24 protein-coding genes are annotated in these 24374 nt (G+C 42.0%); 15 read left to right on the top strand and 9 right to left on the bottom strand.

Annotation, left to right across the window (positions count from 1 at the left end; all coding sequences use genetic code 11):
* Positions 1–85 precede the first annotated feature (85 nt).
* The 3 genes from QNM18_RS23230 to QNM18_RS23220 form a co-directional block, all read right to left on the bottom strand.
* Positions 86–559 (bottom strand): DUF4124 domain-containing protein, encoded by a 474-nt coding sequence (locus QNM18_RS23230; RefSeq protein WP_284138580.1) that lies wholly within the window; start codon positions 557–559, stop codon positions 86–88.
* A 94-nt stretch (positions 560–653) separates the two neighbouring features.
* A complete protein-coding gene (locus QNM18_RS23225; protein WP_284138579.1) occupies positions 654–2150 on the bottom strand; it encodes a DUF3413 domain-containing protein in 1497 nt (498 codons plus the stop codon).
* 4 nt (positions 2151–2154) lie between these two features.
* Positions 2155–2367 carry a YejL family protein gene (locus tag QNM18_RS23220; RefSeq protein ID WP_023402177.1) on the bottom strand — a complete coding sequence of 71 codons (213 nt, stop codon included), beginning with the start codon at positions 2365–2367 and terminating at the stop codon, positions 2155–2157.
* Between the two features lie 66 nt (positions 2368–2433).
* Here QNM18_RS23220 and yejK point away from each other — a divergent pair, with 66 nt between their 5' ends.
* On the top strand, positions 2434–3444 hold the full coding sequence (yejK, locus tag QNM18_RS23215) for a nucleoid-associated protein YejK (RefSeq protein WP_211008958.1): 1011 nt from the start codon (positions 2434–2436) through the stop codon (positions 3442–3444).
* A 49-nt stretch (positions 3445–3493) separates the two neighbouring features.
* Here the strand turns inward: yejK and QNM18_RS23210 are convergent, their stop codons facing one another.
* The 3 genes from QNM18_RS23210 to QNM18_RS23200 are packed head-to-tail and all read right to left on the bottom strand — an operon-like array spanning position 3494 to position 6812.
* Positions 3494–4489 carry an LPP20 family lipoprotein gene (locus tag QNM18_RS23210; protein ID WP_211008959.1) on the bottom strand — a complete coding sequence of 332 codons (996 nt, stop codon included), beginning with the start codon at positions 4487–4489 and terminating at the stop codon, positions 3494–3496.
* A complete protein-coding gene (locus tag QNM18_RS23205; RefSeq protein WP_211008960.1) occupies positions 4479–5093 on the bottom strand; it encodes a penicillin-binding protein activator LpoB in 615 nt (204 codons plus the stop codon). Before QNM18_RS23205 ends, QNM18_RS23210 begins: the two co-directional genes overlap by 11 nt.
* Before the next feature lie 12 nt (positions 5094–5105).
* Positions 5106–6812 carry a COG3014 family protein gene (locus QNM18_RS23200; protein WP_284138578.1) on the bottom strand — a complete coding sequence of 569 codons (1707 nt, stop codon included), beginning with the start codon at positions 6810–6812 and terminating at the stop codon, positions 5106–5108.
* Positions 6813–7017: 205 nt separating this feature from the next.
* Here QNM18_RS23200 and QNM18_RS23195 point away from each other — a divergent pair, with 205 nt between their 5' ends.
* From QNM18_RS23195 to QNM18_RS23185, 3 genes are all read left to right on the top strand, one after another.
* Positions 7018–7596: an LPP20 family lipoprotein gene (locus tag QNM18_RS23195; protein ID WP_023402172.1), complete on the top strand. Its 579-nt coding sequence runs from the start codon at positions 7018–7020 to the stop codon at positions 7594–7596.
* A 44-nt stretch (positions 7597–7640) separates the two neighbouring features.
* Complete coding sequence (locus QNM18_RS23190; RefSeq protein ID WP_284138577.1) at positions 7641–8969, top strand: murein transglycosylase domain-containing protein; 1329 nt, start codon at positions 7641–7643, stop codon at positions 8967–8969.
* A 198-nt stretch (positions 8970–9167) separates the two neighbouring features.
* Positions 9168–9320: a hypothetical protein gene (locus tag QNM18_RS23185; RefSeq protein ID WP_284138576.1), complete on the top strand. Its 153-nt coding sequence runs from the start codon at positions 9168–9170 to the stop codon at positions 9318–9320.
* Positions 9321–9373: 53 nt separating this feature from the next.
* Here QNM18_RS23185 and rne read toward each other — a convergent pair whose 3' ends face one another.
* Complete coding sequence (rne, locus tag QNM18_RS23180; protein WP_284138575.1) at positions 9374–12607, bottom strand: ribonuclease E; 3234 nt, start codon at positions 12605–12607, stop codon at positions 9374–9376.
* Between the two features lie 544 nt (positions 12608–13151).
* On the opposite strand from rne, the gene rluC reads away from it, so the two are divergent.
* Both rluC and QNM18_RS23170 read left to right on the top strand, forming a co-directional pair.
* Positions 13152–14114: a 23S rRNA pseudouridine(955/2504/2580) synthase RluC gene (gene rluC, locus QNM18_RS23175; RefSeq protein WP_023400285.1), complete on the top strand. Its 963-nt coding sequence runs from the start codon at positions 13152–13154 to the stop codon at positions 14112–14114.
* Complete coding sequence (locus QNM18_RS23170) at positions 14104–14745, top strand: HAD-IA family hydrolase (protein WP_284138574.1); 642 nt, start codon at positions 14104–14106, stop codon at positions 14743–14745. Before rluC ends, QNM18_RS23170 begins: the two co-directional genes overlap by 11 nt.
* On the opposite strand, the gene QNM18_RS23165 is transcribed toward QNM18_RS23170, so the two are convergent.
* Complete coding sequence (locus QNM18_RS23165) at positions 14725–15321, bottom strand: Maf family protein (protein ID WP_211008966.1); 597 nt, start codon at positions 15319–15321, stop codon at positions 14725–14727. The two genes, QNM18_RS23170 and QNM18_RS23165, sit on opposite strands and share 21 nt — an antisense overlap.
* 121 nt (positions 15322–15442) lie before the next feature.
* Here QNM18_RS23165 and yceD point away from each other — a divergent pair, with 121 nt between their 5' ends.
* The 9 genes from yceD to mltG all read left to right on the top strand — a co-directional run bounded on the left by yceD (position 15443) and on the right by mltG (position 22612).
* Positions 15443–15967 carry a 23S rRNA accumulation protein YceD gene (gene yceD, locus QNM18_RS23160; RefSeq protein WP_211008967.1) on the top strand — a complete coding sequence of 175 codons (525 nt, stop codon included), beginning with the start codon at positions 15443–15445 and terminating at the stop codon, positions 15965–15967.
* Positions 15968–15977: 10 nt separating this feature from the next.
* Positions 15978–16148, top strand: a complete 171-nt coding sequence (gene rpmF / locus QNM18_RS23155) for a 50S ribosomal protein L32 (RefSeq protein ID WP_023400289.1) — start codon at positions 15978–15980, stop codon at positions 16146–16148.
* An 11-nt stretch (positions 16149–16159) separates the two neighbouring features.
* On the top strand, positions 16160–17200 hold the full coding sequence (gene plsX, locus QNM18_RS23150; protein WP_211008968.1) for a phosphate acyltransferase PlsX: 1041 nt from the start codon (positions 16160–16162) through the stop codon (positions 17198–17200).
* Positions 17201–17356: 156 nt separating this feature from the next.
* A complete protein-coding gene (fabD, locus tag QNM18_RS23145) occupies positions 17357–18283 on the top strand; it encodes an ACP S-malonyltransferase (RefSeq protein WP_211008969.1) in 927 nt (308 codons plus the stop codon).
* A 12-nt stretch (positions 18284–18295) separates the two neighbouring features.
* Positions 18296–19042: a 3-oxoacyl-ACP reductase FabG gene (gene fabG / locus QNM18_RS23140; RefSeq protein WP_284138573.1), complete on the top strand. Its 747-nt coding sequence runs from the start codon at positions 18296–18298 to the stop codon at positions 19040–19042.
* Between the two features lie 209 nt (positions 19043–19251).
* Positions 19252–19488: an acyl carrier protein gene (acpP, locus tag QNM18_RS23135; protein ID WP_010374019.1), complete on the top strand. Its 237-nt coding sequence runs from the start codon at positions 19252–19254 to the stop codon at positions 19486–19488.
* An 81-nt stretch (positions 19489–19569) separates the two neighbouring features.
* Positions 19570–20808, top strand: coding sequence for a beta-ketoacyl-ACP synthase II (gene fabF / locus QNM18_RS23130; protein WP_211008970.1), 1239 nt, complete (start codon positions 19570–19572; stop codon positions 20806–20808).
* Between the two features lie 59 nt (positions 20809–20867).
* On the top strand, positions 20868–21632 hold the full coding sequence (gene pabC, locus QNM18_RS23125; RefSeq protein WP_247687214.1) for an aminodeoxychorismate lyase: 765 nt from the start codon (positions 20868–20870) through the stop codon (positions 21630–21632).
* Positions 21629–22612, top strand: coding sequence for an endolytic transglycosylase MltG (mltG, locus tag QNM18_RS23120; protein WP_211008972.1), 984 nt, complete (start codon positions 21629–21631; stop codon positions 22610–22612). Before pabC ends, mltG begins: the two co-directional genes overlap by 4 nt.
* A 66-nt stretch (positions 22613–22678) precedes the next feature.
* Here mltG and QNM18_RS23115 read toward each other — a convergent pair whose 3' ends face one another.
* The gene (locus QNM18_RS23115; protein ID WP_284138572.1) at positions 22679–24271 is read right to left on the bottom strand and encodes a polysaccharide deacetylase family protein; all 1593 of its coding nucleotides are present in this window, start codon (positions 24269–24271) and stop codon (positions 22679–22681) included.
* Positions 24272–24374 lie beyond the last annotated feature (103 nt).

Genomic DNA, 24374 nt, shown 5'->3' with positions numbered 1-24374 from the left:
ATACCAACTTCACGAAAGCTAAGTGTGTATTGCGCACTCTTGTTTGAAAACTTTATGCGATGGGCGGTGAGAATTTGGTCAACGATTACTCAAGTCGTTTGAGCTTTTTTTCAATTTGAGCAATTTCTTTATTTAGTACTTTTACTTTCTGTAAATAGTCTTTGTTTATCGATTTTAGCTGCTTTTTAACATCTTTTACGGTTGCTTTTCGGCGATCGTCATCCATCAATCGCGTGACTCTGCGTTGTTGCTTTCTTGCTGCTTCATCGCGTTTACGACCCAATATTGCTGCGTGTTGCTTTTTTGCACGCAATGCGTGTTTCAAATTACGAATAATCTGTTTGCGCTCTAATTGATTCAATGTTTTAAAATGCTGCTCTGATGGAACATTAGCTTGCGGATCAGAGTGTGTAAGAGTGTATTGTTGTGCGCTGTTGGAACAGGGGTGTTGGCTAAATATTGTGCTTTTATCTGTCATGCACTTGTAGTAGGTTACCGTGGTTTTGGTATTACCGATATTAGCAAAAAAGAATAAACACAATAAAAAAGTTAATTTCATAGCGACGTCTCCCTGTTATCACATATATCCTAACTATAGACGAAAATCATAATTGCAGGAAAGAATCATATTTAGGAGAAGTTAAAGCACCTAATTAAGGATTAGGTGCTTTTGCTGTAAACTTTTTGAGTGATTTAATACTGTGAACAAGAAAAGGAATATCCATTTTTTGCTCGATATGAAACCCTTCTTTAGCGGAAATTTGCTTGTGTCTACCATCGTGGTTGACCAATATTATTCGGTCTTTTTTATAAGTAATTAAAACACCTTGGGAGTAGTTTACTCCTTGGTTTAGTTCATTATTGCCTGAAACATTTCCGATCATAGTCTGTGCAGCCAGCTCTCTACAATTAAAGTGCTTATCAAGCAAAGTCACTAAAATATCGGTCCCTTGCATCAGGCCTTTATGATTTGCGAAATAAGGCAAGTTAGTATGCAGTGCTGTTTGTGTCACAATATCGCTACCGACAGGGTGCTCGACAATGATATACGCGTTTTTGTCGTCCAGTACTGGTACTTCGGAAGTAAAGTAAAAATTCACTTTAGCGTCGGTAGTATGCTCATCGAGGTACTTAAAAGGGTTACCTTGGGCGATGGCAAGTACATTTTGCGTATTCCAAATAGGTGACAAGTGATTTTCAGTTATGGTGTTTCGATAATATGCTGGTAGTCCGTACACTAAATTAAAGTAGTGGTCGCTCGTATTTGTGGGCACCAGTACCTGTGAATGAGTTAGAAAATCGCCGTTGAGGGTTTGCTGTTTATCAGACGCCAATGAACTATTGAGGACAATAATATCGACAGGCGCAGCATTGAACTCGCATTGTGGCAAGCTGCTGGGAATTTGGAAGTGAGTGGTGGCGTTTTCTAAACGTACCGTTCTCGCTTGTTGATATTCGTTTAAATCTAATAACTCATGTCTTGCAAGTAGAGTTTTAGCTGTAGTTGGGTATGACAGCGGTAAAACATTATCCTGCTTTGTAATATCAAAATAGTTATTCGCGTCGGCCCAAACATGCATTAAATGGCTAGTGGCAAAGCAGGTTACTAGCAATGCGGTTGCATATTTTGGAAATCGATACGATTTTAGCTTATCCAAATGACGCCAAGCATGATTACCGACAATTAGCTCAAAGCTTAATATTGCAATAAAGCCGAGTAGGATTATCGCCGTTGTAAGCACAGAGAGTCCATTGATCATGCCAATCAGAAGAGAAATGATCTCTGGTAAAGATTGAACGCTAAGGTGATAGCCATGTTGATAGTACACAAACGCATCAAGACACAGCACTGATATGCCGAATGTTGCAATGATTGCCGCCATCCCTCGTATATGACGGGGGTAAGGGAATATCAAACTGAGAGGAAAAACGGTTAAGACAAAAGCACAAAATGTTATAAAGCTGGTATGACTGATCCAAGTTACAAACATGTATACCCAGCCAATCATACTGCTTGGTGCTGCGTCTGCTGCCAAGTAAGCCAGTGCTATAACAAGCACTAGCCCAATATTGGCAAAGGTAAACCAGTGTCCCCAACTTAGCAGTTGACTCGCTTTTGAAGAAAAAGGACTATGTGGTGTTAAATTCATTCCGTTATTTTACCGATTGAGTAAGCGCCTTAGCAAAATTGTCAGCGACATCTTGTCTTTTACTCTCTGGCACATGCTCTTTTAGAATGTGCGTGATAGAATTTCCTAAACACATTAAACTTAAGTCGACAGGTGCTTTGTGCTCTTGGAGTACATTGATTAAACTATCAACAATTTGTTCTACTTGTTCATTGGAATATTTAGACTGAATTGGCATCGGTTGGTTCAAATTAATAGAGTTACAATTCTTCATATTCTAACACCAGAGGCGTTAAAAACAAAGATGAGCATTGAGGTGAAAAAGCTTGTTGTACATTATGTAGACAAGCAAGACGAAGAAACGCAAATCCATTTACGCGAAGATGAAATGATCATTAATGATCGGGTCAATGTTTTTATTGAACAGTTGCACCACGCATATAATGGAAAGCCAGGCAAAGGTTTCTGTGCATTTGATGGAGACAAAAACAGCACGGTAGCATCTGCCATGCAGAGCTATCGTAATAATGAGCTTGGTTTTTGGCACCTGACGCAACAGGCAACGGAAGTTTTAAAAGAAGAACTAAATAAATATGCGTTTCATGAAACGGGCTATTTAGTTTTTTGTCATTATCAATATGTCGGTTGTGATTATATGCTAATTGCACAAATTAGTATAAAAGAACATTATTCGATCACGTCTGAATTAGATTTGGCCAGTTCGAGGCACTTGGATATTGCTCGTATGCAATTGGCAGCTCGAATCGATCTAACAGCATGGGATACTCAGGCAGACGAAAATCGTTATATATCCTTTATTAAAGGACGGGCAGGCCGCAAGGTCGCTGACTTTTTCTTAGATTTCTTAGGGTGTGCAGAAGGAGTAGATCCCAAACAGCAATCTCAAACTATGCTGCATGCTGTAGAAGATTACTTGGCTGAACAGCAGTTTGAAAAGGCAGAAAAAGATGTGATCAGAAAGGAAGTGTTTGATTATTGTAATGACTGTATCAATAGTGGTGAAGATGCTGATATTGAAGGTTTATCAGATACTCTGTCGAAATCATCCGATGTGCAATTTGAAGACTTTTATAAAGAGCAAGGGTATGAATTAGAAGAATCATTCCCGCTTGATAAAAAAACCGTGACGGCCATGGTGAAGTTTTCAGGCATGGGTGGTGGTGTAAGCGTCGGTTTTGAACGAAAGCACCTAGGTGAGCGCGTGGTTTATGACCCAGTAAACGATACACTGACAATTAAAGGTGTGCCGCCAAACTTAAAAGATCAGTTAGAAAAGTATTCACAAGAAAATTAAAAAAGGCCTTTGGGCCTTTTTTAATTTTTGACAAGTATCACTGATGAACTTAAGACTTACCGGTAACAACAAACTTGGCCAGTTGCTGGCCTAATTTGTCTGCCAATTTGCCCATCGCGTTGCTTTTTGCCGTGTCTTCAAAACTTGAAGCTGCTTTTACTTTGGCATTAAAGTGGGCTTTTTCTTCGCCTTGTTCAGTTATTACCAAATAGCTCTCAGCTAGACTGTAATATGTACCAGCCTTTTTCATGTCTTGCCAATCGACCCTAAATTTCAAAGTAAAGTCGGCATTCTTATCGGTGACCTTGATACCTTGACTAGAAAGGGCTTGAGCAAGCATGTCTCTGACTTTTTGATGCTTTTGACTATCGGCACTTATACTGAAGCTGACGTTGTTAAGCAAAGCATCCGCTGCATTTAGCTTTGCACGTACCGCGCTGGGTATGGCTACGTGAGCAGCTTGTAGCATTTGCAAGTAATTATTGTACTTGTCACGTTTAACACCGAGCTGCTTTAAAGCCACGGCATTTTTTAGTGCAAGGCTCTTGCTCTGAGTGCGGGCAAACTGGAAGTGGCTAATCTCATCGTCAATTGCACTAATCGATAATTCAGTTTGCATTACGGCTTCGGTACGGTTAAATGCAGCTAGTGCGTAGGCCGTTTTACTGTCGACACTGATATATTCATCTTCAATCTTGACGCCTTGCAACTGTATGTTGGGCACTTTTGACTGAATGTATTCATCGATATGAAAAGTCATCGACTTATTATCAGCTTGCTGCTTTATCGTTGTATTTGCAGAAATCGTGACGTTTAATTGCTTGGCAAGCGCTAACCGAGCAGACTCCTGCGCAGCAAGCTTGGCTTGTTGCATATCACCTGTGTTCTGAGCGTTACCAACACCATATATCATATAACTTGAAGTCGGAGTCACAGTTATCCACTGTGGCGTTGTATTTTCCTTTACTTGCTTTGCCGAGTTGCTCTGACAGCCAGCAATCAGAGCGACACTAAACAGTGTCGCTACAAGGGGTTTAGAAGCCAAAACGCGAACGCTCCTGCAACTTTTGAATTTTCTTTTGTCCATTCCATACCTCACGGTTTGTAGTCATGTCTATCAATCGTAAGTCAACTTGATAGAAGGTCACGCGATCGCCGCCTTGCTCGTCAACAAATGAGTTGATAGTTCCTGAAAGAGCGTAATCAGCACCGTACTCTTGTCCCATTTCATTTTGAGTTTCTAAACTAGAGTTAAGCTCTTGATCTTTGCGTTCTTCACGTATTTCACGTCGAACGTCTTTATTGGCGACAAAGTCAGCCTGACCGCTACGCAATATTGACCGTTTTAGATCATTTAAAAAAGTATCAACAGCGATGTGTTGGTGTGATTTATTGCGTACCGATTGGATGATAATAGCAGGTTTAGATCCTTCTCTTTGTAAGTGATCGTTAACCCATGGGAAGCTCAGCATATCGTTTATCATGGCTTCAGCAACTAATTGAGAGTCCTTTGCATTCCATTTGTCAGATAATGCAACCTCTTGATTTGCATCTACTCTCTGTACTTTGGTTGATGAACAACCAGAAACAGCAAGTGTACAAGCCACGAAAAGCGGAGTGAGTTTTAGTAAGGTTTTATTACATTTCATAACAATTTTCCATTATAAAAAAGTTGATTCTGGTGTGGCTACACGCGTTTGCTCTAAAAAAGTGCGGGTATGCCAAAGCGTTATTTCATCCAAGACTTGGATCGTTTCTGACTGTTCGATCACCTGCCCAGATGTTAAATGTGTTTTTAATGTGATCACGTGCTTGCCCTTTGAAATTGGAAGTTGCACGTAATTAACTTGTGCTGGCAAAGATTGCCATTGTCTTAGATCAGCGGACGCAGTGACCGCATTGACAACGGATGTGGCAAATTTAGCAAAGCCGGAAAACTGAGAGTTTAATCCTGTTGCTGAAATCGCTTTTTGTGCAGTGAGTGCTTTGACCAGTTCTCTTGCAAGCGCAATTTGAATTTCAGAGTTCGCATTATTCAGTGCATCTTGCAGCGTCAGAAGGCTTACGGAGTAAATTTTATCCAAGTCGGCAATTTTTTTATTATTAACCCACACTTCTGAGCGCTTAATTTGTTGTTTCAGCGGTTCTAGGTAAGTTACAGAAATTCGGCTGCCGTATTCCAAAGCGCTGATTAAACCAATATCGACCGCATCATCCCAGATTGGTCCGAGTGGAATTCGTTTGGTTAAGGCACCCATTGCGACATCACCAATATCGCCAGTTGCATAGTTTTGCATTAAATCAAATAAGCTGGTGTCAGCATAGAGCATTTGAAACCATCGCATTTGCGCTTGTTGTTCGTGCTGCGTGCCCCACAGTATGGGCGTCATGACTAACGCTTTTGCTTCCTTATCTGCGCGTAAAAGCAAGTTAAACTGCTTTCTTTGAGGGCCAATTCCAATATTTTGAAATATGTTTAACACAGGTTGAGGTTGTGTGCTTTTGGTTATGTTTAGCGTTTTTCGCAATGCGAAAACTTCACTGTCGTAGCCACCTGCTTGCTCCATAACGCGCAGTAGATCGCGCTTAATTTGTAAGACGATACTATCGCTAATAGCATACTGTTTGGCGAATCCTCCTTCAAATGCCTGTATCGCTCTTTGATATTGAATTCTTGCCGAGTCTAGCTCTTCACTGCGCTCAAATAAAATGCCACTGACATAGTGGGCAAATGCGTCATCTTTATATTCAATATCTTTGAGTAAATCGTTTGGCGCGAACAGTGGTCTTGTGATGTTATTAATTTGCTCAGTTAAGCTGTCTAAACCGGATGGTTGATCTTGGTCATCATAACCACCAGTTCTATCTTTCAACCCACTTAAGTAAGTATCAAGTTGGCGCATTTCAACGAGTGCAGAGTCCAAATAGGCTTGCCGGTCAATGTCACTCTGGTTGGCAAGTGCATTGTAATTGAGCGCTTTGTAAAAGTTGATCAGTGGTCGATGATATATTTTACCTGCATATGTTGTATAAGTGGGACCACTCACAAGTGCTAAAGCTCTCTCAGATACGCTGATTGTGTACTGATCCTCTATGATTTGCTGGGCTTCATTTAGCAGCTCGTTGCTGCGTTGATAATTACCTTGTAAGTGATTTAACATGCCAAGCTCTAGGTAATGTAACAATTTACTTTTACCTACAGGTGAATAATCTGTTCGAATAGCTTGCTTCGCCGATTCAAACTCCCCTTGCTGAGCGAGTAGGATAGCGCTTTTGTTTGCTGGTGTACTTTGGCATCCACTTAGCAGAAGTACATAAACTACTGTTAAGAAAGAAAAGTGCGACTTGAAATAAGTATTAACTTGCACGTTGACATCCATGACTTGTAAAAAACATGACAGTGACTATACCAATTAATTCAGTTATATTGTCAGCAAGTTTAAGATTTTTTTAGATTTTTTAAAGAATAAAGTTGTAAAAAATCGTTCTTACAATTTATTACTGTAATTAGCCCAGCCTTTTGTTAAATTTAAATCATCGCTTTAGGCAATTAATCTTACGAAGGAAAATACCATGAAACTTAAATCGCTACTTACAACTGTGCTTGTTACAGGGATCTTGGCAGGTTGTAGCTCAACACAAGATAAGTCTGCTTCTCAGTCAAAAGTGAATATCCCTGATTGGGTATTAAACCCAACGATTGAAAATGGTATCGCTGCTGCTGATTGTGTTAAATTCTCTGGTAATATTTCAATTGACCAAAAACATTCTGTGGCGAATGCTCGCTTAGCGTTAGCACAGCAAATCGAAACTCGAATTGAAGGTTTAGATAAGACATTTGCAAATCGCACAGATGCGAATGATGATACGACAGTAGGTTCGACATTTAGTTCAGTATCAAAACAATTAACTAAGCAAACGCTCAATGGTTCTCGTGTAAATAAAGCTGACGTTGTGGAAATTGGCGGTAAAGACTATTACTGCTCACTCGTGGTTTTATCACCGCAGCTTACTCACTCTCTATTTAAAGACGTAATTAAAGAGAGCAAAAAAGAGATCAATCCACAAGACGAAAAATTCTTGTATCAAGAGTTCAAAGCATATAAAGCAGAAAAAGATTTAGAAAAAGAAATTGCTAGATTGACCAACTAATAAAACGCGCCCACGGCGCGTTTTTGGCTTGTAAGGATTTTAAAGTGAAGAAAGTACTAGCATTGACAATCGCTTCTCAGTTTGTAGTAAGTACTGCTTTTGCAAGTACAGCAACACTTTTTGGTGAATTGTCGAAAGAGATGCAGGACTATGATAGCAAGAAGCAGTCAGGTCCTGAAACAACCTCAGAACAGTCTGAGTTTGAACAATTTAAAGCTCAGCACTTAGGTGAATACGAAGAGTTTGTTGAACAGCACTTAGCTGAATATGATGCGTTTAGAGATACGTTGATCAAAGAGTGGGGTGAGGCTAAAATTGCGTCACAAAGTGAGTATGTTTCCTATTCTGAAGACAATCGTGCACGACTTGAAGTTGATTTTGAACGCAATGAAATTGTGTTGAGTATTCGTCATGAAGGAGAGGGCGCACCATCAAAGGCAGATGTAAAGCGTGAATTTGAACGCTTTAGGCAATCGGAAAATGCACTCATACAGAGCTTTTTTAGCGGAGAACAATCTTCTCTAGAAGAGGCAACTTATCAAGATTATGAAATTGATAGAAACTTGAAAGTAAGTGCCATTATCGACGCAAAAGCCAAGATAAAACAACAGACGGTTGAACAAAAGCAATTGCTGGAAAAGAAGGCTGATGAAAAGCTCGCTTTGCCACAAACGAGCACTTCAGAGGTTTCAGATAAGCTTGCTGAAGATAAAGCAAAATTAGAGCAATTAGAAGTTAAGCGCATTCAAAACTTGGCGCAGTCAGTCAGACAGATAGCTGGTCAAAATGATGAAAAGGTAACTAAAGTTACCATCAAGCTTCCTCAGGGGAGTTTAGCTAAAAAAAGAGCCTCATCATACACAGACAATATTGCCAAGCACAGTGAGCGCTTTGAAGTGGATGCTAGTTTGGTATTAGCGGTGATGCATACTGAAAGTCACTTCAATCCACTGGCAAAGTCACATATCCCGGCCTATGGCTTGATGCAAGTTGTACCGACAAGTGCAGGGGTCGATGTAAATCGTTTTTTGTTTAAAATTGATGAACCGATGAGCGCACCATATTTGTATGTCGTGAATAACAATATTGAAGCGGGTACAGCTTATCTTCATCTGTTAAACGATAGATATTTAAGTAATATCAAAGATCCGTTAAGCAGAAAGTACTGCATGATAGCCGCGTACAATACGGGAGCAGGAAATGTTGCTAGAGTGTTCAATTCAAATAAATCTAGGAATATTCGAGATGCAGCGAAGATCATTAACTCTATGTCTCCACAGCGCGTACTCGAAGCGTTGCAGACTGGCTTGCCTTACGATGAGACAAAGCACTATCTAAAAAAAGTACTAACGGCAGAAAAGCTTTATATATAGCAAATCTAAGAGTCGCATAGACTTTGCGACTCAACTCCACCTCTACCTCTACCTCTACCTCAGTTCCATCTCTATCTCAACGAGAAACAAGTTCTCTCATATCATAAGGGCGAATACGCTAATCACATAGATATCTAGCGTAAATGAGTAGCCATCAATTGTGACAACGGGCTGCATGTTGAAGTAGTAGATAACGATATGAATAACAAACGAATTGCGGCCAAATTTATATCGCTTTTGCGTATATACGTAATAGATTGCCAACAACATCATACTGCGGGCAAGCGGGCAAGCGGGCAAGCGGGCAAGCGGGCAAGCGGGCAAGCGGGCAAGCGGGCAAGCGGGCAATAAAAAACCAGTCAATCATGACTGGTTTTTTTGTGGTTATTACCAAATTAGATTAGTTATTCAACTGGCTGTGGAGAGGCCATTTGAGCACTTGCCCTAGCTGTAGGCGATTTTGAGCCTACACCTAATCCACTAGATTGGATAGTCGCTCTCAATTCATTTGGCATAGCACTAGGAACAACTGCATCAGATACTTCTTCTGAAGAGCTGGCTTTTGTCATTGGTGATGCTGATGTATTGGTATAGCGTACACGACCTGACTTTGTTGGCTTAGCAACAGGCGCTGATTCAACCACAGGTGCAGGTTCAGCCACAGGTGCAGGTTCAACAACAGGTGCAGGTTCAACAACAGGTGCAGGTTCAACAACAGGTGCTGATTCAACAACAGGTGCAGGTTCAGCGACAGGTGCAGGTTCAACAGCAGGTGCAAGTTCAACAGCAGGTGCAGGTTCAGCCTCAGGTGCTGGTTCAACAGCAGGTGCAGGTTCAACAACAGGTGCAGGTTCAGCCACAGGTGCTTGTTCAGCCACAGGTGCTGGTTCAGCCACAGGTGCTGGTTCAGCCACAGGTGCTGATTCAACAACAGTTGCAGGCTCAGCCACAGGTGCTTGTTCAGCGACAGGTGCTTGTTCAGCCTCAGGTGCTTGCTCAGCCACAGGTGCTGGTTCAACAGCAGGTGCAGGTTCAGCCACAGGTGCTTGTTCTGCGACAGGTGCTTGTTCTGCGACAGGTGCTTGTTCAACAACAGGTGCTTGTTCTGCAGCTGACGCCTCCTCAGCAGTAACGGCTTCTCCTGAGCGTAGCTGAGCTTCAAACTCTGCGGCAGCTTGGTCAGCAACAGGAACAAAAGCTGGAGCTGATTGACGGTTTGTTGACTCGCCACGTTTACGTCTTTGACCTGCTGCTCTTAAATGACGAGGTGAACGTCTTGAGCGCGTTTTTGCTTCGCGCTTTTCACCATCGGCTTCGTCATCTTGCTCATCACTGACTGCTGGTGTCTCAGTGTTCTCGGTCGTATCTAGTTCAACGATAGCTTCATTTTGAACACTTACTTCAGCGCTTTCTACCGTGTCCTCTACGGTATTTTTTTCCTCTGCAATGATTGGCTCTTCTACTGGAGCATGTACTTTTTCCTGCTTTTCTGGTTCGACAGGAACTGGTGACATATCAGTCTGTGAAGACTCTTGTGTTGCTTCAGTCTGCTTTTCAATACGTACTTTCTTACGCAGGTTTCTTCGTTGACGGCGCTGTTTTACAGGCTTTTCTCGCTGCTCTTGCTGAGATTCCTGTTTTTGATTTTCGTTGTCCGTATTGGTGTTCTTCGTTTTATCTGAATCAGTACGTTTACGATTGTTTTGACGACGACGCTTGTTACGGTTTTCCGAACGTTCCTGATTATCAGTGCGTTCTTTGTCTTCACCTTTAGCTACAGTATCGTTAGAAGTTGCTACATCTTTTTGTGCATCACCACGACCGCGGCCTTTACGTCGTTGATTACGGCGACGGTTGTCTTGTTTTCCTCGGCGTTTCGGCTGTTGCTTTTTCTCTTCTTCTTTCGGTTGTTCTTCCTCAGAAGAGAATAGGCTCTTAAGCCAATTGCCAACACGCGCTAATAGACCAGGTTTTTGTGCTTGGGTCTGCTCTGTCGCTGTTGTTGGCGCTTGTGGAGCGGTAGGTTGCGACGTAGGTGCTGGCGAAGAAGGCATTACCACACCTTTCAAGACAGGCTCTTCTTTTGGCGTAGCCTGAGTCATCTGCACTTCGACGATATCAGCTTCAGGCTCTGCAACTTGCTCATAACTTGCTAACTCTGGCACATCGTCTTTACGCAAACGAACTACTTCATAATGAGGCGTTTCAAGGTGCTGATTAGGAATAATGACAACGTGACAGTTATGTCTCTTTTCAATTCGTTGTACCGCACGGCGCTTTTCATTTAATAAGAAAGAGCCGACCTTTACAGGCACTTGAGCATTCACTTGAGCGGTGTTTTCTTTAATCGCTTCTTCTTCAATCAATCGTAAAATAGACAGTGCAATTGATTCATTTGAGCGGATTGTGCCTTGTCCGTTACAACGTGGGCAAGAATGCTGGCTCGCTTCGCCCAGAGAAGGACGTAAACGTTGACGAGACATTTCTAAAAGGCCAAACCTTGAAATTTTGCCAATTTGGACGCGAGCTCTATCTGCTCTCACAGCTTCTTTTAGGCGGTTTTCAACTTCACGCTGATGGCGTGGAGGAGTCATATCGATAAAGTCGATAACGATTAGACCACCTAAGTCGCGAAGTCTTAGCTGCCTTGCGATTTCATCAGCTGCTTCTAAATTGGTATTGAGTGCTGTCTCTTCAATATCGCCGCCTTTGGTTGCTTTAGACGAGTTGATATCAATAGAGGTAAGCGCTTCAGTCGGATCGATGACAATCGAGCCTCCAGATGGCAGTCTTACTTCGCGCTGGAAAGCAGATTCAATTTGGCTCTCAATCTGATAGTGAGTGAACAGAGGCACATCATTCTTGTATAGTTTCACACGATTGATAAAGTCAGGTCTGAAACGTTCAATATGAGCTCTTGCTTCATCAAAAACTTTTTGTTTATCAATCAATATCTCACCGATATCACGACGAAGATAGTCGCGGATCGCTCGGAAGATAACGTTACTTTCTTGATGGATCAAAAACGGTGCTTTGCGGCTATCGGCAGCTTCTTGAATTGCTTGCCAGTGCACAAGAAGAGCTTTCAAGTCATATTCAAGTTCTTCGAAAGATTTACCTACACCAGCCGTACGAACGATAAGCCCCATGCCTTTTGGCAATTTAAGACGGCTTAAGGCCTCTTTCAGCTCAATACGCTCATCGCCTTCGATACGACGTGAAATACCGCCAGCACGAGGGTTATTTGGCATTAAAACTAAATAGCTACCAGCAACACTGATAAAAGTTGTCAGTGCAGCGCCTTTTTGTCCACGCTCTTCTTTGTCAACCTGAACAATTACTTCCTGGCCTTCTTTGATAACATCTTTGATGTTAGGGCGGCCATTAAATGTATAGCCTTCAGGGAAGTATGTTTTGGCAATTTCTTTGAGAGGGAGGAAGCCGTGACGCTCTGCGCCATAATCGACAAATGCAGCTTCAAGTGAGGGTTCTATACGGGTTATTTTGCCTTTGTATATATTGGCTTTCTTTTGTTCGTGACCTGGGCTTTCTATATCTAAATCATATAGACGCTGGCCATCAACCAGTGCAACGCGCATTTCTTCTTGCTGCGTCGCATTGATTAGCATGCGTTTCATATTCTTATGTACTCTATTTACTTTTTTACCTTCCCGCATTTACTTTGCATCGGGTGGTAAAACTCTACTTATACTATTCTTGTGCGCCCTTGCAGGCAGTTTAAATGTTCCTGTTACTGATGCAGTCTCACGACTGGGGAGAAGGGAACTTAGTCTGTTTTAACACTTATGCCTGATTCATATTGTCGACGGGTTAAAAAATAGCTTTTACTTTTTGCTACAGAACTCGCTCGGGTTAAACACACCCACAAATTTACACAAGACACGATAATTTTGCTTTTATTTACTCGTATGTCATGTCTGGCGATAAAAAGATGAACTGTTACGCGCTTCATCTTATGCCAATTACACGTAATAATTGTCTTGGGTCGGAGATAAAAGCTTTGGAAATATTAGCTCTGATCTGTATGATCCTCCACCCAAGATGTGCATCACGACAGTTTATTTGCGATAAAAAGCAATGCTCGCAAAATTTGCGAGTCGATTATCCCACTAATAACTGTGTGATAGCAACTAAATTATTACTCAAATCAGTGATTAGGCAATGTCAGAAAAGAATGGTTTACAAGTTACCTTTGTAACTATCACCGAAGATCAGTTAGGGCAGCGTATTGATAACTTTTTAGTTACACATTTAAAAGGTGTACCAAAAAGTGCTGTTTATAAAATTTTGAGAAAGGGTGAAGTTCGCGTCAATAAAAAGCGTGTCAAGCCAGTATATAAGCTACAAATTGACGATGTAGTGCGGATCCCGCCAGTTAAAACAGCAGAAAAAACAGAATTTGTCCCTAAAAACTTGGACCGGGTAGCAAGTTTAGAAGATTGCATAATATATGAAGATAAGTATCTGATTGTTATAAATAAGCCTTCTGGAATGGCAGTGCATGGTGGCAGCGGTCTTAGTTATGGTTTGATAGAGGCGATCCGCGCCCTTAGACCGCAAGAAAAATCACTTGAGTTGGTTCATCGACTAGATAGAGATACTTCAGGTTGCTTGCTTATTTCTAAACGCCGAGCGGTTTTAAAAGGCTTGCACGAGCAACTAAGAGAGAAAACCATGGAGAAAAATTACTGGGCACTGGTTGCTGGTGAGTGGTCTTCGAAGCACAAAAATGTAACTGAGCCGCTGAGAAAGAACACGCTAAAATCAGGCGAGCGTGTAGTGCGAGTCGATCCGGAAGAGGGTAAAGCATCACATACGCGCTTTCGTGTGCTAGAGCGTTTCAATGGCGCGACTTTGGTGCAAGCATCTCCTGTTACAGGTCGTACACACCAAATTCGAGTGCATACTCAGTGTAAAGGGCACCCTATCGCGTGTGACGATAAATATGGCGACCAAGCTTTTGATGCGCAAATGCGTAAAAAAGGCCTAGGGCGTTTATTCTTGCATGCTAGAGAGCTTCGCTTTTTGCACCCTAAAACAGAAACCACTTTGCATGTAGAAGCACCTTTGGACGACGCTTTGACGGCATGTATAAAAACATTACGAGAAGATAATGGGCTATAAACTGGTCATATTTGATTGGGACGGCACGGTTATGGATACCGTCCCCAAGATTGTTAACACCATTAATTTGGTTGCCGATCAATACGGGATCCCTAGAGAGTCAGAACAAAAAACTAAAAGCATTATTGGTTTATCGCTTGAAAAGGCTTTAGCTACTTTGTTTCCTGCACAGGCCTATCGCAGTGCTGACTTGGCTGATGCTTATAAAGTTATATACCGAGATGTCGATACAACACCCACGGAATTATTTCGTGGTGTAGAGGCCGTTCTTAAACAACTGGCGGAACGAGGAACTAAAATAGCAATTGCAACGGGGAAGAGTCGCCAAGGTCTGAATAGGCTGTTGAGTGAATCAGGGTTGCACAAATATTTTCAAGCAACTAGAACTGCTGATGAGGCACACTCCAAGCCGCATCCAGATATGTTGCATCAACTGCTGGATGAATTAGACGTTATGGCTAAAGATGCGGTGATGATAGGAGACACAACAATCGATATGGAAATGGCATCTAAAGCCGGTATAGATGCCATCGGGGTGACTTTTGGCGTTGCCTCACGAGGAGAGCTTGAGCCATTCTCACCGGTTCATGTAGTAGATGAATTTGAACAGTTATTGACGTACTTGACCTAATACATCTAAACCAAAACTCGCGAATGTTTTTGTCAGCTCTATAAGCGGAAGGCCCACTAATGTATTTGGGTCTTCACCTTCAAGCTTGTCAAATAGGCATATACCTAGCCCTTCACTTTTAAAGCTGCCAGCGCAGTTGTATGGCTGTTCTATCTCTAAATAATTTGAAATTTGTGTTGAAGTTAGCGCTCTAAAATAAACGTTAAACGGTACAACTTTAGTGATACATTTATCTTCTTCAATAGAATAGACACTCAGTCCTGTATAAAAGGTAACACATTGACCGCTAAATAATGTGAGCTGTTTAATTGCATTTTCTTTGTTATGGGGTTTACCAAGAACTTGGCCATCGAACACCGCGACTTGGTCAGAGCCGATGACTAGCCCTTTTTGATAGTGTTGTATCGCTACTTTGGCTTTGTTTTCGCTTAAGCGCTGCACGAGATCTTGCGGTGTTTCACCGGATATTGGCGACTCATTAATCTCTGGAGAAAAAGTTGTAAAAGAAAGGCCAATTTTTTTCAAAATTTGCTGCCTAAATGGCGAGCTTGAGGCTAATATAATAGGTGTTTTCATGAGTCTATTGGTGTTTAAATTGAGGATTTGACACAAGGATAAGCGTTAGTAGGCGAAAAACAATAGGAAAGTTTATTTTTACTTTGACTAAACCACTAACAATCTATATGATGCAGCCCCTATGCAAAAGGTGAAAATTCCCATCACTCTTGATCCAGGCAGGGCAGCGCAACGTCGAGCTACTTATGACGGCATTGTGTCGCTTGAAGAACTTTCTCGACTGCAGCAAGTTGTGCAGGATCAGGTAGGTGAAATAGCGGTAACTATTCATTGCGATATTGATCAGCAAGGTTTAGTTGTGATTCGGGGCTCAGCTCGAGCACAAGTAACATTGTTGTGTCAGCGTTGTAATGATGAATTAGGGTTGGATTTGGCTCAAGACTTTGCGTATTCGCCAGTCGGATTAGGTGCAGAGTCGGATGATCTTCCTGAAAGCTACGATGTGGTGGAGTTAGATGAAGAAGGTGAAATCAATCTTCGACAAATTATCGAAGATGAATTGATTTTAGCGATTCCTATAGTTCCTATGCATGATGAAGCTTCATGTTCGTTTTCAAATAAGCCAGTGAGCTTTGGCGAAATCGAAGCAGAAGAAAGTAAACCAAATCCATTTGAAATTTTAAAACAACTTAAGAAAGATTCTTAGGAGAAGGCTAATGGCGGTACAAAAAAGCAAAGTGACTCGTTCACGTCGTGGCATGCGTCGTTCACACGATGCTATCAGCGGACCAGCTTTAACTGTAGACCAAGTTTCAGGTGAGACTCATCGTCGTCACCACGTAACTGCAGATGGTTACTACAAAGGCGTTAAAGTAATTTCTAAGTAAGAGATTACTTTATGCTGACTAATCTAACCATTGCGTTAGATATGATGGGGGGCGATTACGGCCCCCGTTCATCTATTCCAGCTGCTATCCTAGCAGTTGAAAAATATCCAAATTTAACTTTGTTACTTTGTGGTAATGAAGCAGTCTTGCGACAAGCTCTCAGTAAAGAAAACCAACTCGATCACCCCAGACTGGTTATAAAGCATAGCGAACAAGTTGTTACAAATAATTGTGAGCCAGCTCATGCGCTTAGAAATAAACGTAAATCTTCAATGCGTATTGCTCTTGATCTAGTTAAAACAGGTCAAGCTCAAGCATGTGTCAGTTCAGGCAATACTGGCGCTTTACTATCGATGGCCCACTACGTATTGAAAATGCTGCCAGGTATTAAGCGTCCAGCACTCATTACTTCGATGCCTACAGAAAAAAAACAGCCTGTCTATTTGCTCGATTTAGGTGCCAATGTGCTATGTGATCCGGAAACCTTGTTTCAATTTGCAATTATGGGATCAATCGTTGCCGGAGAGTCTCTAGATAAAGAAAGCCCCAAAGTGAGCCTTTTGAATATTGGTGCAGAAGACATCAAAGGGCATGAAGGAATAAAGCAAGCGGCCAAGTTGATGTGTGAGTGTGAGCATCTAAACTACCAAGGTTACTGTGAAGGTAGTGATATTTTTTCAGGAAAGTCGGATGTTATTGTGTGCGAAGGCTTTGTGGGTAATATAGCTTTGAAAACTTGTGAAGGAATTGCCAAGTTGATCATGCTAAAATTCACGAAAGCACTAAAAAAACACTTTTTTTACAAGGCTCTCGCATTTTTACTACGCCCGGTGATAAAAAAACTCTATAAAAAGGTGAACCCCGACCAGTATAACGGAGCAAGTCTGGTAGGATTGCGTGGTATTGTCGTAAAAAGTCACGGAAATGCATCGAATAAGGCATTTTTAGCAGCGATCGATGAAGCTGTTAGAGAGGTTAATCGACGCATTCCCGAAAAAATACAATCAGCTTTTGAAAAAATGACTGACGTGGAAGAAACCTCTATTAGTTAGCACAAACACCACTTTTCGTGCATACTTCGCGTCTGTTCAAGCAAAGTTGCTTGTATATAGATATTTTTAGTCATACTTCATCAGTTAGCGCTATAGAACAAGTTGGTCGCGCTAATTGTGGGTGTACGAATTTAAAGACGAGTAAAAGAGCATCTTATGTCACAAAAAATTGCTTTACTTTTCCCAGGCCAAGGCTCTCAGAGTGTTGGTATGTTGTCAGAGCTAATCGAATCATCTGACATTGTAAAAAAAACCTTTGCCGAAGCATCAGAAGCGCTTGGATATGATCTGCAAGCCTTGGTGTTAAATGGTCCTGAAGAAGAGCTAAATCAAACTCATAAAACTCAGCCAGCATTATTGACGTCTAGCGTAGCTATTTTTCGTCACTGGCAAGCAAAAAATGTTGATGCTGAACTTGTATTAGCCGGTCACAGCTTGGGTGAGTATTCAGCGCTTGTATGTGCAGGTGTTATCTCGTTGTCAGAAGCTGTAAAGCTAGTTGAAAAACGTGGTTTGTATATGCAAGAAGCCGTGCCAGCTGGAACAGGGTCTATGGCTGCAATTATCGGCTTAGAAGATGAGGCAATTGTCAAAGCATGTGCTGAGTCTGCGCAAGGGCAGGTTGTGTCTCCGGTAAATTACAATTCGCCTGGTCAAGTTGTAATTGCAGGGCATAAAGAAGCCGTAGATAGAGCGAGTGAAGCATGTAAAGAAGCAGGTGCAAAGCGCGCTCTTCCTTTATCAGTAAGCGTCCCTTCACATTGTGAGTTAATGAAACCAGCGGCAGAGCGCCTGGCAGCTGATCTTGAAGGCTTAACATTTGCAGAGCCTAAATATCCGGTTATCAACAACGTCGATGTTGCAGTAGCTAAAAGTGCTACAGAAATAAAAGATGCGCTTATAAGGCAGCTATTTAGTCCTGTACGCTGGACTGAAACAGTTCAACAGCTTGCCGCGCAAGAGATTACTCAGGCTTATGAGTTTGGCCCAGGAAAAGTTCTTACAGGCTTGGCAAAACGAATTGATAAATCAGTTAAATGTGCTGCTGCTAACGATGTAGCATCAATTGAAAGTGCAGAATAATAGAGAAGAAAAATGTCCAATATATTTGATCTTAAAGATAAAATCGTATTAGTCACAGGTGCAAGTCGCGGTATAGGTAAATCAGTCGCGCAGACATTGGTCGCACAGGGCGCAACGGTACTTGGTACAGCAACAAGTGACTCAGGCGCGGAAAAAATCAGCGAGTATTTAGGTGAAAACGGTAAAGGTTATAAACTTAATGTCACTGACGTTGAGTCTATTGATGCTGTTTTGAAGCAGATTAAAGCTGATTTTGGTGATGTTGACGTGTTGGTAAATAATGCGGGTATTACTCGCGATAATTTGCTTATGCGTATGAAAGATGACGAGTGGACAGATATTATTGACACTAACTTAAGTGCAATTTATCGTTTATCCAAAGCTGTACTTCGCCCGATGATGAAGAAAAAGTCAGGCCGTATTATTAACATTGGTTCTGTAGTTGGCACCATGGGTAATGCCGGTCAAGCAAACTATGCAGCAGCGAAAGCTGGTGTTATCGGTTTCTCTAAATCACTTGCACGTGAAGTCGCTTCTCGTGGTATTACAGTGAATGTAATTGCACCTGGTTTTATCAAAACTGATATGACTGATGAATTAACTGACGAGCAAAAAGCGGCAACACTGGCAAACGTACCTGCAGGTCGTTTAGGTCAGCCTGAAGAAATTGCTGCAGCTGTAGCGTACCTAGCTTCTGATGCAGCTGCATATATCTCCGGAGAAACGTTGCACGTGAACGGTGCGATGTATATGGTGTAAAGATTACAAAATAATTTAAATTTTTGTGATCTTGCCGCAAACTAGCTTGATATTGCCCTGAAAATAGGCGATAAAGAGTAAAAATATTTAGTAACAGGTTTGACCAGACAAAAAAGTCTAAGTCAATCCTTGAATCAATACATGATGCGCCGTAAACTACGCCGCAATCTGAAATTAACGCAAAAAGCGTTTTAATAAAGGAAAGAAGAATGAGCGACATCCAAGAACGCGTAAAAAAAATCATCGTTGAGCAACTAGGTGTTAAAGAGGAAGAAGTAAAATCAGAAGCTTCTTTCGTTGATGACCTAGGCGCGGACTCTCTTGACACTGTTGAGCTAGTAATGGCTCTAGAAGAAGAGTTTGACACTGAGATCCCTGATGAAGAAGCTGAGAAAATCACTACTGTTCAGGCTGCGATCGACTACGTTACTGCTCACGCTGAGTAATTAACGGATCTGAAGGGCAGCACTCGCTGCCCTCATTCATTCTACCCCCGCAAAATTTCAAATCCCTTTTTGGAGGAAACCGTGGCTAAACGTCGAGTCGTAGTAACTGGCTTAGGTATGTTGACGCCGCTAGGTAATGATGTTCAGTCAACCTGGCAAGGCCTATTAGAAGGTCGTAGTGGCATTTCAAATATCACGCATTTTGATACATCGAGTTTTGGAACTAAGTTTGCTGGCTTAGTTAACGACTTTGATGCGACAGAATACATGTCCAAAAAAGACACAAAAAAAATGGACTTGTTTATTCAGTATGGTATTGCAGCTGGTGTCCAAGCATTAAAGGATTCAGGATTAGAAATCACTGAACAAAATGCTGCACGTGTTGGTGTGGCAGTTGGTTCAGGGATTGGTGGATTGACTCTTATTGAAGAAAACCACCACAAGCTTATCGCGAGTGGTCCGCGAAAGTTATCACCTTTCTATGTACCTTCAACCATTATAAATATGATCTCAGGACATTTGTCTATCATGCATGGTTTGAGAGGTCCTAATATTTCGATTGTTACAGCTTGTACAACCGGTCTTCACAACATTGGTCATGCTGCACGTATGATTGCATATGGTGATGCAGACGCGATGGTTGCCGGTGGTGCTGAAAAGGCTTCTACACCTATTGGTATGGGTGGTTTTAGCGCTGCGCGTGCCTTGTCGACTCGAAATGATGATCCTCAAGCGGCCTCTCGTCCTTGGGATAAAGATAGAGACGGTTTTGTACTTGCAGATGGTGCCGGTGTTATCGTACTAGAAGAATACGAGCACGCAAAAGCACGTGGCGCTAAAATCTATGCTGAACTAGTTGGTTTCGGTATGAGTGGCGACGCATATCATATGACATCACCACCAGAAGACGGTTCGGGTGCTGCACTTGCTATGGAAAATGCACTAAACGATGCAGGTGTGAATGCGGAGCAAATTGGTTATATCAACGCACATGGTACATCAACTCCAGCAGGCGACATTGCTGAAACATCAGCAGTTAAGTCAATTTTTGGCAGCGCGGCGAATGATGTGATGGTGAGTTCTTCCAAATCAATGATGGGACATTTATTAGGTGCCGCGGGCTCTGTTGAGTCAATTATAAGCATCTTGTCTTTGGTCGACCAGAAAGTATCGCCTACTATCAATTTGGATAACCCTGATGAAGGGTGTGACCTAGACTATGTTCCGCACACAGCCCGTGATGCAAAGTTAGATTATGCGCTTTGTAACTCGTTTGGTTTTGGCGGTACTAACGGCTCGTTGCTGTTCAAAAAGATTTAAATTTATCTTTAGTTTGATAAAGCCTGGCAATGCCAGGCTTTTTTATTTTCGGAAGGTTTATGGAAATCAGTTATAAAGATCGTGGCTTAAATTATGGCGATGGCTTTTTCACAACTATTAAAATTGAAAGTGGCCAACCACAGCTTTGGCAATATCATTTAGCAAGGCTCAGGCAGTGTCAGCAAGTCTTGTGTTTTCCAGAGCTAGACGAGCAAGCAATTACAAACGCGTGTTTGGAAGCCGCAAAAGGGTGTGGTTTAGGCGTGATCAAGGTTTTAATCACCAGGGGGGTTGGTGGACGAGGTTATGGCTTACCAGAGCACCCAGAGCCCAAGATTATAATTACACAAAGTGATTTTCCTGCGCACTATTTTAAGTGGCAAGAACAAGGTGTTTGTTTGAGCGTCAGTGATATTAAGCTTGGTCACCAGCCTCTGTTTGCTGGTCTGAAAACGCTCAACCGTCTAGAGCAAGTATTGATAAAAGCGCAAGCCAGCCAACAAGTGGCTGATGATGTATTGGTTTTAGATATTGATGACAACGTCATAGAGTGCTCTGCTAGCAACCTCATCATTGTGAAAAATAACCAGCTGTTTACACCTAGCTTGAAGCTGTGTGGTATTAAAGGTGTGTATCTATCACTGCTGTCTGATCATACTCAAATAAAGTCTAAATCATTGTGTTTGCATGATGTATTGGAGGCAGACGCGGTATTTATGTGTAATAGTTTGATGGGACTTGTACCCGTAAAATCATTAGACAAACAGGTGTTTAACCTGCAAACTGCCCTTGATTTGAAGTCAAAGATAGAAGCCACTCTATGATCCGTTTTTTATTATGGGCCGTCTCAGTTCCTGTACTTATCATCTTATATTATGGGTATAACTTACAGGGTTTGATGCGAAGTGAAACCCTAGACTTACCAGAGCAATATACGCAAGTGTCGCAGGGGGAGACTTTTCATAGCTTATGTGCAAAATGGCAGTCTCAGCAGGCATTGGAAAGCTGCTTTCCTTATAAACTTTATAGTAAGTTGCAGCCGCAGAAATTCACTCTAAAAGCCGGGGTTTATGAGTTGAGGGGCCTTACTGTATTGACGGCCATTGAAAAAGTTCACCGCGGTGACAAGGCTGATTTTACCTTCACTATTATTGAAGGTGACACTTATAAAACGATCATTGAGAATCTAAAGAAGAGTGCGTTTTTAATATTCGATATTCCAGATGAGCCTTCAGAAGGTTTTATACAATTTGGCAATGGACACCCAGAAGGGTGGTTATACCCCGATACATATCATTATGAAGGTTTGACCGATGCGTCAGCACTGTTGCAGCGTGCGCATACAAAGATGCAAAGCGTTTTAAGCGAAGCTTGGGAAAAACGAGGCGACAATGTACCGTTAAAAAGTGATTATGAAGCGCTTATTCTTGCTTCTATAATTGAAAAGGAGTCAGGGCAAGCTGCTGAGAGAGATATTATTTCTTCGGTATTTCATAATAGATTGAACAAGGGGATGAGATTACAGACAGATCCAACTGTTATTTATGGGCTCGGAGAACGGTTCCGTGGTGATATTAAAAAGTCTCATTTGCGTGAATATACGCCATATAACACCTACCGAATTGATAGACTTCCACCAACACCAATTGCAATGCCCTCCAAAGATGCATTGTTTGCAGCTGTGCAACCAGCTAATACAGACTTTTTATATTTTGTTTCAAAAGGAAATGGCGCACATTATTTCTCTAAATCACTGAAAGAACACAATAGAGCTGTGCGAAAGTACATTTTAAATGAGCAGTGAGTTTGCCGTTAAGATATCAAGCCATAAAAAGGCTGTACTTAGGTACAGCCTTAATCATTTGATCTATTACTTTTTACTAAATTCAACAGTCAAAACTTGGTTAGCTGTCAAATTACTGAACGTATACTGCTCTAGAGGACCTAGGTTAACGCCGTTGAGCGTGACGCTTTTAACTTGAGCGCCAGCAGCGGCATTGAAGAAGAAGGTTTGATCTTTGTTCGGTGCTATCAAGATGTCACCAAATGTATCGCCAGTCGGTGTAACACTGCCTAAGTGAGAAACCTTGCTCGCTTGTTCTCTGGTGATAAGTTTCCAAGGGTCGTAGTCAGGAGCAAGCGCACCAGGCATTGAATCTGCGTACCACTTAGCTTCATAGTACTTGCCGTCATGATAAACTTGGTCACCCTTTTGGTAGATGTTGCCTTGTGCATACGTCGGGCTTGCCCCAATGCTTTTAACTGTTACAACTTTACCATCAGTCAGAGGCGCAGGGTTACGCATCCACTCAACGATATCTTTAAATGGCACGATACGGACTACAGGTTGACCGTTAACTTTCAAACTGAGCGCATATTGAATGAATTCTTCAATTGCTTGTTGACGCTCTAAGTAAGTAGTCGCACGCCCACCTGTATCATACTCTGGCGCGTAAATATTGGCATGTGCACCGTATAATAAAGGAGAGCGGTTGCCTTCGAGTCTCAAATGCAAGTTGTGCTTTAAGATAGCTAGCACGTCATTTTTACTCATTGCGCTACCAACCCACATATTTGTGTCAAATGCGACCATTTTACCGCCTTGTGGCTTTTCAAATACGTTTGAAGGGAGCTGCCATAGGCCAGGGAAGTGACCAACGTCTGGTTTTCCAACCCGCGTTGTAGGCGTACCATTGTTCATGGTATAAGGCCATGGGTTGTTGGTGCCATTATATTGGCTGCCCCAACCCTCTTCTACACTGGTATCGTAGACAAAATTACCTTTGATAAGAGCTGAAAACAACGCATTATTGTGATTTAAATAAGGGGTCCTAAAGCCAATAATCTCACTAACTGGGATCCCAGGGCCCGCAGCATCATTTGCACCGTGCATGATCTCTGTAGCGTCAAACGGTTTACTTAACCATGTTTGAGTAATACCCAGCTCCTGTGCCCACTGTGCTTCACTGAAGTTGCCCGTATCTGGCCCGCCATCTTTGTGGCTCCACGTGTGATTGCCAATCTCGTGGCCATCTAGCCAAGCATTTCTCCAAGCATGTTTGACACCCACAGCATCGTTAGCGGCAGCTTCTATATAAGAGGGCGTATTGAAGAAAGTAAACCTGACTGGTGAGCCATCAAATGTCGCCGTATTATGTGAGCCATTGTCGTTTTGTAATTGACGAGTAAAGTTAACTATCCAGTCCATGCCTGCCTTAGAACCATTGTCATCGAAACCAATCGAAATAAACAATGGCACCTGAACTGGTCTCAGTTGAGCAGGAGGCATTTGGCTCCAAGGCTGATTATCTGAATAATCATAGTTATTGGTTTGTGCTGTCGTTAATTTAGCATCAGCAGGTAACTCAACTGATTTAATTCCAGAGTCGTATACGCTTGCTTGTGCAACTGAAGATATACCGATGAATACACCTAGTGACAGCGCTGACATTTTAAACTTCATGATCAATCCTTACTTAAAGTTTTTCATATTGGGATGGGGGGTATTGTACATAAAAAAGCGCTAATTAAAGGCGGCGAAATAAAGAGGGATTCAGCATAAATAG

The sequence above is a fragment of the Pseudoalteromonas obscura genome (assembly GCF_030135505.1).
GTDB lineage: Bacteria > Pseudomonadota > Gammaproteobacteria > Enterobacterales > Alteromonadaceae > Pseudoalteromonas > Pseudoalteromonas obscura.
The sequence above is the reverse complement of the archived record's forward strand: the minus strand, read 5'-3'. Positions and strand labels throughout refer to the sequence as shown.